Annotated in this window: 8 protein-coding genes; 1 reads left to right on the top strand and 7 read right to left on the bottom strand. The window is 57.0% G+C overall.

What is annotated here, in order from left to right; translation table 11 throughout:
• Window positions 1-30: 30 nt before the first annotated feature.
• From SE92_RS21300 to rpmB, 7 genes are all read right to left on the bottom strand, one after another.
• Window positions 31-1,359: a T6SS phospholipase effector Tle1-like catalytic domain-containing protein gene (locus SE92_RS21300; protein ID WP_063198100.1), complete on the bottom strand. Its 1,329-nt coding sequence runs from the start codon at window positions 1,357-1,359 to the stop codon at window positions 31-33.
• Window positions 1,360-1,461: 102 nt separating this feature from the next.
• Window positions 1,462-2,649: a DUF3644 domain-containing protein gene (locus tag SE92_RS21295; RefSeq protein ID WP_198172732.1), complete on the bottom strand. Its 1,188-nt coding sequence runs from the start codon at window positions 2,647-2,649 to the stop codon at window positions 1,462-1,464.
• Between the two features lie 27 nt (window positions 2,650-2,676).
• Window positions 2,677-3,528: a hypothetical protein gene (locus tag SE92_RS21290; RefSeq protein WP_063198098.1), complete on the bottom strand. Its 852-nt coding sequence runs from the start codon at window positions 3,526-3,528 to the stop codon at window positions 2,677-2,679.
• Window positions 3,525-4,181, bottom strand: a complete 657-nt coding sequence (locus SE92_RS21285) for an OmpA family protein (RefSeq protein WP_198172730.1) — start codon at window positions 4,179-4,181, stop codon at window positions 3,525-3,527. The genes SE92_RS21290 and SE92_RS21285 overlap by 4 nt, the downstream gene beginning before the upstream one ends.
• 86 nt (window positions 4,182-4,267) lie before the next feature.
• The gene (locus SE92_RS21280) at window positions 4,268-5,737 is read right to left on the bottom strand and encodes an MlaD family protein (protein ID WP_063198095.1); all 1,470 of its coding nucleotides are present in this window, start codon (window positions 5,735-5,737) and stop codon (window positions 4,268-4,270) included.
• A gap of 64 nt (window positions 5,738-5,801) precedes the next feature.
• Window positions 5,802-6,731, bottom strand: coding sequence for a lysozyme inhibitor LprI family protein (locus SE92_RS35110; protein WP_283806785.1), 930 nt, complete (start codon window positions 6,729-6,731; stop codon window positions 5,802-5,804).
• 226 nt (window positions 6,732-6,957) lie between these two features.
• Window positions 6,958-7,269 (bottom strand): 50S ribosomal protein L28, encoded by a 312-nt coding sequence (gene rpmB / locus SE92_RS21270; RefSeq protein ID WP_063198091.1) that lies wholly within the window; start codon window positions 7,267-7,269, stop codon window positions 6,958-6,960.
• Between the two features lie 572 nt (window positions 7,270-7,841).
• Between rpmB and SE92_RS21265 the strand changes: the two genes are divergently transcribed.
• On the top strand, window positions 7,842-8,651 hold the full coding sequence (locus tag SE92_RS21265) for a DUF3108 domain-containing protein (protein WP_063203681.1): 810 nt from the start codon (window positions 7,842-7,844) through the stop codon (window positions 8,649-8,651).
• The last annotated feature ends 492 nt before the right edge of the window (window positions 8,652-9,143 follow it).

Here is a 9,143-nt window from a genome sequence, read left to right as displayed (position 1 = left end):
CCCTCCAGGGGAGGGTAAGAAAGTCCCCGATCACCCCGTCACGCTCTCCGCCGCCTCCACCCCCGGCGGCACCGGCATCGGCACCGTCACATACTCCTTCGGCATGTTCACTGGCCGGTACTCCGGCTCCACTTCCATCCGCTTCAGCACGCTCTCGTGCACATGCGCGCCTTCGGGAATCAGGCGCGGCTCGCAATCGGGGATGTAGAAGCCGAGAAACACCTTCCGCTCCGGCCATTCCTTGTACTTCGCGCTTTTGGGGATGTACTCCAGCAGCCGCCAGCCCGCCGTCATCGAATTGTGCAGCACGCCGGTCTTGCCAGTGTAGGCCGGGGCGACATATTGAAACGGCGAGTTCTTGCGCTGGATGCCCCAGGCGAGCTGCTTGATGGTCGCCGGGTTGAAGTTCAGCCCCGCCTTCTCCGCCTCCTCGATCATCCAGATCAGCGGATATTTCGAATCCCCGCTCTCGGCTTCCGGATAGCCGCCGCCGACGTCGCTGTGCACGCCGGCAAACCACACCTGCAGGATGTCCTGCGGCACCTTCTTCTCGTCGGGCACGTAGCGGTTGCTCCAGAACTCCTGCGGCTCGCGGTATTGCTTCAGGCGGAACATGCAGCGCTCTTCGTCGATCGCGATCGCCTGCCGGAAGGTCTTGACGCTGGGGTTGCGCAGCGTGAAGGCGAGCTCCTCCAGGCTGAACAGGAAGAAGAAGTTGTCGCGCCGCGGCACGATCACGCTCGCCACCGTGTCCCACACGCCGATGAAGTGGATGGTCGGCCAGCGCGTCGAGGTGATGCGCGCGAACTGCGCGGCGAGGTCGAACGCGTCCTTCGGCAGCGGCCCGCTCTCGTCGGTCGCGATATCCTTGAGATCCTCGATGTCGTTGCCGCGCCCGGTGCCGGAATATTGCTTGTAGGCGACGAGGCCCGAGCCGGCGAGGTTGGCCTGCTCCGGCGAGATCAGGCCGATCTTGTGGATCAGCCCCGCCAGCACGCGCACCGTGTAGGCGCCGCGCGAAAAGCCGAACAGGTAGATCTTGTCGCCGGGGGCGTAATGCTCGACCAGGAAGCAATAGGCCGAGAGCACGTTGTCATCGAGCCCGTAGCCGGTGGCGAGCCCCAGCACCAGGTTGACGTTGGCCTTGAGCCGATGCCACGTCGTCGGCTCCGTCACCGTGCCGACCCCGGGGTCGTAAAACACCATCTGCCGCGGATGCGTCTTGTCGGTCTTGCGCAGGCAGCGATACAGCTTCAGGACGTTGGAGATGTTCTCGCTGATCTCGTTGCCGGTGCCGTCACAGCAGATGACGAGGTTTTTCGGCTCGGGCTTGCGGTCGGGGGTGGCGGCGTGGTCCATGGGATGCGCCTCGGGGTGATGCTACCGGGGCGAGTATAGCGGAAAGATGCGACGCAGAACAGGACGGGCCGCTCTGGCCTCCAGCAAGGCTATCATCGTCAGCTACTGGGCGAGATCACCGGTTGCAATTGGGATACCTTTGCTTTCACCTTGTTCCCCGACCAACAGTTCAATCCATTTGTCGTTGTAAGTATAATCCTTGTGCGCAGGATGATAGATGCAGTAATCACGGTTGGTCTTGTCGGGGGCGCTGGCGCCGCTTGATGGACGTACTTTGTGCCTTTGCCATGCGTTCGAATGATCACTCATCGTGAACGGTTTTCGTGTTGCCTTTCTAACGATCTTCACTACGTCTCCCGGCTTGTAGCGATACAAGTCGTCTGCGATCTTGAATTTCTGAAGAACATTCTGAATGCTTTTGCCTTCGGCGGAGTCGGGGCTAAGAAAATGAATGTGTGCTTTTCCTTTAGAGGCACTATCGAATGTATAAACAACCCTGAATTGGTACTCCAAGTCATCTAAGTCGCCCTCCGACATGTCCTTTCTTAAAAGCGCGTCAAGAGCAGTGATGTTGGGAGGTACGTCATATGCTGTCAGCTGCCCAAGTTGCTCTATTTCAGGCTTGCTAAATTGGAGAGCCGCCGACAAATCTTGTTGAAGGCTGACTCTTGGCCCAAACCAACTTGCGAGCATTCTGTCGAAATTCAAGCAGCAGGCCTGAAATAGCCCTAGCCACTTTGCGTCACTTCTGCCGAGCATTTTGTGTTCGACATCATCGCGGATCGTCTTCAGCGACATCAGATTCTTCTTCACCCCTTTCGACAAGGGGCAGTCCGCGCGGGACAACATAAAACTAAGAGCAAAAGTTGTGCCGTCCGAATTCATTGGCGAGATGCCGGCGCGCTGATAATGCTCATGCAGCAAATAGGTCCAAGCGATGTTTGCCAAAACTGCAAAAACCTCTGTTTTGAACTTGAAGATACCGCTGTTGAAGATTGTTACGGCAAGCGCCATCGCTTCCCGAGCGCGAATTAGTCGTTCATCCCTGTAGAGATTCAACCCTGTAACTGGATCGAAGCTGCGCTTCCGTCTTTTAAAGAATGCCGTCTCTTCAGCAGACGCAGGAATGATGCTGGCGTCCTTCTTGATCCCGGCGATGCGCCCGAAGTTAATGGTCGCTTCTCGTTCATAATTGATTAGGGTGTGAATATCTTGATTTCGCATTCCCTCGGCGAGCATAGATTTGATTACTCGCTTTTCTTCATCAGTAAGAGCGGTTGGCTTCTTCATGGCTATGCAGAGAACTTTTCAGGCCAGTTAGGGGAATTTTTTACAAAAGATGGCGTAGTCAGGATTGTCTCTGAGGTGAGAGTGCTGAAATTCGCTAGCGTGACAACGAATGCAAAGTAGCTTGATGTTCGTTGGGTGATTGTCGGACTTATCCGCATTCAAATGGTGTGCATGAAGAAACCTCCTATTCGGGGGCGCGGATAGGTCGATCTTGCATCGGACTTGCTCGCAACGATATCCTCGCCGCTCCTTCAACGCCTTCGATATTCTATAGAAATTGGGGCTGTAAACGTTAGTGGGTCCGCTGATATCGTCGAATTTAGGATTGGCCCAGACACAACTCTTTCCAAATTCAGCGAAGAAGTCCTTGATGGAAAACGATTGTACCAGTGCTTGACGGCGCGTTCGCTCCATCTTCATCGCAAAAGATCTGTAGTTCAGTTCGTCGAGGCACTGTTGGCAAACATTCAAATGTTCCTCGCTCTTAATTGCGGTCTCGCCACGTATCCTCTGAATGCTAAACCTGCCGTCCTCTCGGGTCGCTACTACATAGCGTGTTCTAAATCTGCCCGCCTCCATCATCATGCTAAGCGTGCTGCACATTGCCAGGTGAAACTTTGGCATTGACAGCCTTCCGCCGTAGTCGGCGACATCGCGAATATAGACTATGACTCTCCTTCCTTTGTAGACGTGCGTGCCGTCGTTCAGGAGTTGCACCTCATCGAGCGGGATATCGATCCCTTCGCCAGCCAGTCGCTCAATCTCTTCGGTGGTCAGCGCATCTGAGGGCGGAGGCGGCGTGTAGTCGCGCGGGCTAGCTCTCATTGCGTGGCGCAAGGCGTTCAATTCACTGTTCTCATCGAAATTCGGAAGCTTCATCGGCCGAGCGCTCCGAGTATCCTGGACAATTGGTCCTCGGCGGCGGTTCTGACGCGAAACTCAACCCGCTGAGACCCCATCAGATCCTCTCCCCCATCTGGAGTGACAAGGCGCCTTGCCGAAGACAAGCCATTGGCCGTTACTCGGGCAAGAATCCAACGCAACGTCTCGTCATCGCGAATGGCTTGGATGCCGAAGACATGCATCAGGACGGAGCGAGCGCGTTCCTGTGATAGTCGCATATTCTCGTAGTAAGCAGGTTCGGGTGCGAGGTTCTTCCATAGCGAAGACGTATGGCCTTCAATGCGAACCTCTTCGATCGCATCCGCATATTTTGGTGATCTGAGAATTTTGATGTATCGGGGGAAAAAGCTGTTGAGGGTCGACTTAAATCCGTCCTTAACGATCGCCGCGCCCGTATCGAACTGAACGCTTGGTTCCTCGAACCGGATCGATAGATCTGGCTTAATCGACGCGCGCCATTTGGGTAAGTCATCCCTAAACTCTTCGGATAACTCTTTGTAGAGCTGCCCGCGAAGATCAGTATAGCGGGTAGCAATTTCTCGAATTCGGCTTTGCGCTTCTACGATTCTGGCCTCGTTCTTTTTTACTTGGAGCATGAAGACTATCGCGACAAGAAGAAAGATCATCATTAGACCCGTCATCAGGTCACTAAGAGGAACCCAGTGGTCCTCTTGTGGGCGAGCGCGCGAGCTTCTGGTTTCCAACTTCATGGCCTTTAACCTCGGCTCATCTGAAGAACTGTGCGCAGGCGATCCGTGAGCGGGGTGTAATCGTCAACAAACTGCTTGGAGAGCGCGGTCAGTTGTCGGCCTAGGGACGAGATTGACTTTGATAGCTCGGTTTCGAGTGCAGCGTCGAGCTTAGCGAACTGCTCGGTTGTTCTGTCGGATAGCGACCTGACATGATCGTTGATTTGAGTATTGGCGGCTTGCGTGGTTTCAAGCAACAAGTTGCGAATGTCGGCAATTGCTAACTGGAAGGCCGCTGCGGCGTCTCGCAGAGCTGCCGTCATCGAATCTTGGTTTTGCTTTACGCCAGAGGTGAGCTGCTCGTTGAGTTGGGAAATCTTCACCTCGACTGCATTTGTCACCGATCGAACGTGATCGCTCATATGCGAGCCGGCCGTCTGGGTTGTCTCAAGTAAAACTTTGCGGATGTCCGCTATCGACGACTCCAGCGTCGTGGTGGCATTACGCAAAGTGGCGGTCATTGCCTCTTGGTTTTGTTTGACGCCTTGCGTCATTTGTTCCGTTAACTGAATTATTTTGGTCTCGATCTGAGGCAAGCCCGCGGAGGCTGCTCCAAGAAGTTGTCCGAGTTGCGCGAGAGATTCGGTGATTTGGCCTCGTTGAGCCTCAAGCCCATTAAGCAAGCCATCAAGTGCCTTTGCGACGTTTGAAAAGTCTTCGGCGTTAGTGACAAGTGCCTCGTACCGAGTTGAGGCTGTGTTCATATTCTCCGCGGCGAGCGATTGTTGATGGATCATCTCGCCTATTTGTGCTCGGTATTGTTTTTGCCATTCGAGCATCGCTCCTACGGCTTCGTTGAGCTGTTTGAAATTGTCTCCGAATTGTTCTGTAATCTTTGAGTTGAAGTCGCGGATCACTTCCTGCAGCGCAATGATCAGGGCTTTCGAATTGCTTTCGGCAAGCCGCTGCATAAAGGCGGCCTGCGATTTTCCGAGAGCATCCAGTCGATCGTTCGTGTCTTGTCGACTAAGCTTCAGTTGAGAAATGACTGTTGCTTCTTCGTCGCCCACCAGCGAGCGCTGCAGACTAATGAGTTGCCCGTAGAGGTCGTCCACGGTGGCGCCTTCGACCCTCTCATCAGTGCTCGAGCGTTTTACGCCGAAGGTTGCAAACCGCAATTTCAGAGTAAGCGCCGCCCCGACCCCGACTACGGAGGCAATAAATGCGGTCTTCAGTCCATCGAGCAGCGTTGGAATGCTTGCATCGATTTTCTGCGGGTCAAAAGCGTAGAGACCTTCTGCAATACCGAGAAACGTAAAGAAGATTCCCGCTGTTGTAAAAATTGAGGGCCCTTCATGAACGGTGTGCTCGTTGTAGCGAAATCCGTGTGCGATGATGAGGCACACTAACAACATAGTGACGGCCCATTGGGTAATGGGCGGCAAGGCCAGAAATAGTTGCCACACGCTATTCAATAGTGCGACGAATCGATCCATCGGTGTCCCCCTCATGTATAAATATGGCGGCTGGATCGGTTGTCCGCTCAATGCGGTTGCAAGCCTAAATCTTCCAGCCGATTACAATGCCGTCCTCAAGATAGATGCGATTTTGAAATCGGTTCTTTCCAGTTTGGCCGTACTTCCACGTTTCCTTAGTGCGCGTGCGGATGATCTCTCGTCCGATGTCCGCAGGACGGCCTCGGGATTCGGTTAGTTGTTCTGCTGTCATCCCCTGCCAGACTTCCCGCGCCATGATCTGAGCGGCTTCCTGAGGGCCGTATTTTTTTGTCAGGTATCGGCGTCGCCAGATGTTGCGGACCAGCTTTAGGGCGACGAACGAGCAGACCAGAACAGCGAGTCCGGTGATCAATGGGAACCCGTCGTCGTCGGAGACGGCGGTCGACGTTTTCGAGCCGCGCGTACCGGAATTAATTGGGTTAGCTATTGGAGGTTCTAAACGTGTCTGAGTTGGTGGTGATGAAACAGGATTGGTGACTTGAGGCGTGGGACTTTGATCGGTGCTTGAGTTGGCGATCTTGTTTAGGAAAGTGACGCGGAGCTTCGTCGCGTCGAGTATGCATGACCAAGTCATGTTGCCAGCAACGGAGGAGCATGCTGTCTCGCGTTGCGTCAGCCAGCTTCGCTGGTTTTCGAATAGCGCTTGGCGATCCTTGTAAGTCCTTAGCGCTTGTTGATAAGTGCGTCCCATCAACGCATCCCACTGAGCTAAGGTGACATCAGTGCATATGGCGCGCTCCATCGATGATTTGGCCGCCCGACAATCGAAGCTTGGGCTGGGTTGAAGCGCTGGAGCCTGCTGTGGTGTGATGGTTGACTGCGCTTCCGGTAGGATGCCAGTCTCCAAGCAGTCGACGCGTGCGTTGACGTCTGTAATCGCTAGGCAGTGCCTTGCGATGGCGTTTCGACTTTGTGAAGTAGCCGCAGTGCAGAGCGCGGTGAGGAGTATGGCTCCTCCGATCGCTGAGCGCACAATTGCGTGGTCTCGCAGCCCGCCCGTAGCCAGCCCCCATCTAGCAACTATTGCTTGTAGTTTCCGCTAGCTTATCCAAAAGGATCGAACCTGAACTAGGCTACTTTCGTACCTCTGCCCAAAAACAAAAACGGCCGGATCTTCCGATCCGGCCGCAACGCAAACTCTACTTGGCTAAGCCTACGCCACGCGACGCAACCTAGCCCCCGCCCTAACGGTAAAACTCTTAGCTCGCCTTCTTCGCCGGCGCGGTCGACGGGCCGACCTTCTTCTGGATGGCGCGCTTCAGCTCGAGGGCGCGCGGGGAGAGGACGTCGGCGTTGGCCTTGAGCAGGAAGGCGTCGAGGCCGCCATTGTGGTCGACGCTCTTCACCGCGTTGGTGGAGACGCGCAGGCGCACGTTGCGCTCCAGGGCTTCCGACTGGAACGTCACATTGACGAGGTTCGGCAGGAAGCGGCGCTTGGTCTTGATGTTGGAGTGGCTGACCTTGTGGCCGACGAGGGGGCCCTTGGCCGTCAGTTCGCAGCGGCGAGACATGGTATCAATCCTTGAGTTCGAACCCCCAACGATGTGCGGCCGCCATTCTGGGCGCCACGGGGGCAAATTCTTTTGTCCTTGCAGGGAGCGGGCGGACGGTATAGGGGGGAAGGGGCGGGACGTCAAGGCGACGGGCCATTTTTGGCCCGTCGTCCCGGGGCGCGCGCGAGCGCGAACCCGGGATCTCAGGCGGCAAATCAGGTGTCATCGCCCGGCTTGACCGGGCGATCCAGTACGCCGAGGCAGCGCAGCTGACTAGAGGGGCCGCAGCGTACTGGATGCCCCGGTCAAGCCGGGGCATGACGGCGGAAGGCGGGAAGAGGTTTCGGAGCCCGCGGCACCTTCCCGATCACCAAAACGGCAATGTTTGTCGCGCCTTACCATCACATAAAGGGCGTATTCGCCGCTGAAGACTCCGGTGGAGTTCCCCGGCGGACATGCCGGGACACATTGTTTGCCGCGGTTTTTCGCTTAAGTAACGGCCATCGCGGCCCCGATTGGATTGCTTCGTGCCCACAACGCCCTCTCATGCGCGCAACTTGCGCTCCGCCAGCCCGCGTTTTGCCGGCTGGGTGGCGGCGTTTTGCGGGCTGGCGTTGGCTTGGGGCGCGGTGCCGGCGGCGGCGCAGGGCAAGCTCGAGGCGCAATATGAGGCCTCGCTGTCGGGCATTCCCGTCGGTAAGGGCGGCTGGAACATCGACATCCAGGACGATGTGTTCTCGGCGGCGGCCGCGGGCGGCACCTCGGGGCTTCTGAAGTCGTTCACCGGCGGGTCCGGCACCGGCGCCTCGCAGGGCCGCGTCGTCAATGGCGCGCTGGTCGCGACCGGCTACCAGGCCTCCACCACCACCCAGAAGAAGACCGAAGAAATCCGCATCACGCTCGACAAGGGCAATGTGAAGGATTTTGCGATCCTGCCCGAGCCGCCGGTCGATCCGGACCGTATCGTCGTCACCGACGCGCACCGCCGCGGCGTCTGGGACCCCATGACAGCCTCGCTGCTGCGCGTGCCCGGCACCGGCGATCCCGTCTCGCCGGAGGCCTGCCACAACTCGGCGCCCGTGTTCGACGGCCGCATGCGCTACGAGCTCAAGCTCGATTTCAAGCGCATGGAGACCGTGAAGGCAGAGAAGGGCTACAAGGGCCCGGTCGTGGTCTGCTCGCTGTATTTCGTGCCGGTCGCGGGCTACATCCCCGATCGCCCCGTGATCAAATACCTCGCCGCCCAGCGCAACATCGAGATCGCGTTTGCCCCGATCGCGGGCACCCGCATCCTGGTCCCGTTCTGGCTGAAAGTGCCGACGCCGCTCGGGCCTGCCATGCTGGAAGCCACCAGCTTCATCACCACCGCCCAGCCGCCGCGGGTCGCGAAGACGCAGTAGGACGGCGGCGGCGGTCGCGTTAACCCTCCCCTGGAGGGGGAGGGTAAGAAAGCAAGTAATTTCAATCACATCCCTACTGTGCATGGGGTTGTCTTCGCAAAAATGAGTTGGGCAGGGCGCCGCTCCGGGAATCCATTTGACTCCTCGGCGATTCTGATTCGACTCCGTGCCGTCCCCAACTTAAGGCTTTCCGCCCTCGAAACGTCACTTGTGCGGCAACCGAAAACTCCATCTAGTCGCACCCAACAAGACTCCCGCGACATGTTGCGTGAACGGAACGGGACTCAATCTGGAGTCAGCGATTCGGCCGCGATTCGTTCTAGAGTCGTTCCGAAGCTTAAAGCGAACGGGAAAAGCGTCGCAAAGTGAGACAGTTGCGGGAGGTTTGGGGAGTGGTTCCCACATCCACGGTGTCATCGCCCGGCTTGACCGGGCGATCCAGTACGCCGAGGCGGTTGTGGTGAAGCGGATGGGCCGCTGCGTACTGGATGC

It is taken from the genome of Bradyrhizobium sp. AT1, assembly GCF_001590795.1.
Taxonomy (GTDB): Bacteria; Pseudomonadota; Alphaproteobacteria; order Rhizobiales; family Xanthobacteraceae; genus Bradyrhizobium.
This window is presented reverse-complemented; position numbering and strand designations above follow the sequence as displayed.

Excerpts from the sequence above, each read along its gene's own strand:
- SE92_RS21285 (WP_198172730.1), bottom strand. The coding sequence starts at position 4,181 with ATGATGATCTTTCTTCTTGTCGCGATAGTCTTCATGCTCCAAGTAAAA.
- SE92_RS21300 (WP_063198100.1), bottom strand. The coding sequence starts at position 1,359 with ATGGACCACGCCGCCACCCCCGACCGCAAGCCCGAGCCGAAAAACCTC.
- SE92_RS21290 (WP_063198098.1), bottom strand. The coding sequence starts at position 3,528 with ATGAAGCTTCCGAATTTCGATGAGAACAGTGAATTGAACGCCTTGCGC.
- rpmB (WP_063198091.1), bottom strand. The coding sequence starts at position 7,269 with ATGTCTCGCCGCTGCGAACTGACGGCCAAGGGCCCCCTCGTCGGCCAC.
- SE92_RS21295 (WP_198172732.1), bottom strand. The coding sequence starts at position 2,649 with ATGAAGAAGCCAACCGCTCTTACTGATGAAGAAAAGCGAGTAATCAAA.
- SE92_RS21280 (WP_063198095.1), bottom strand. The coding sequence starts at position 5,737 with ATGGATCGATTCGTCGCACTATTGAATAGCGTGTGGCAACTATTTCTG.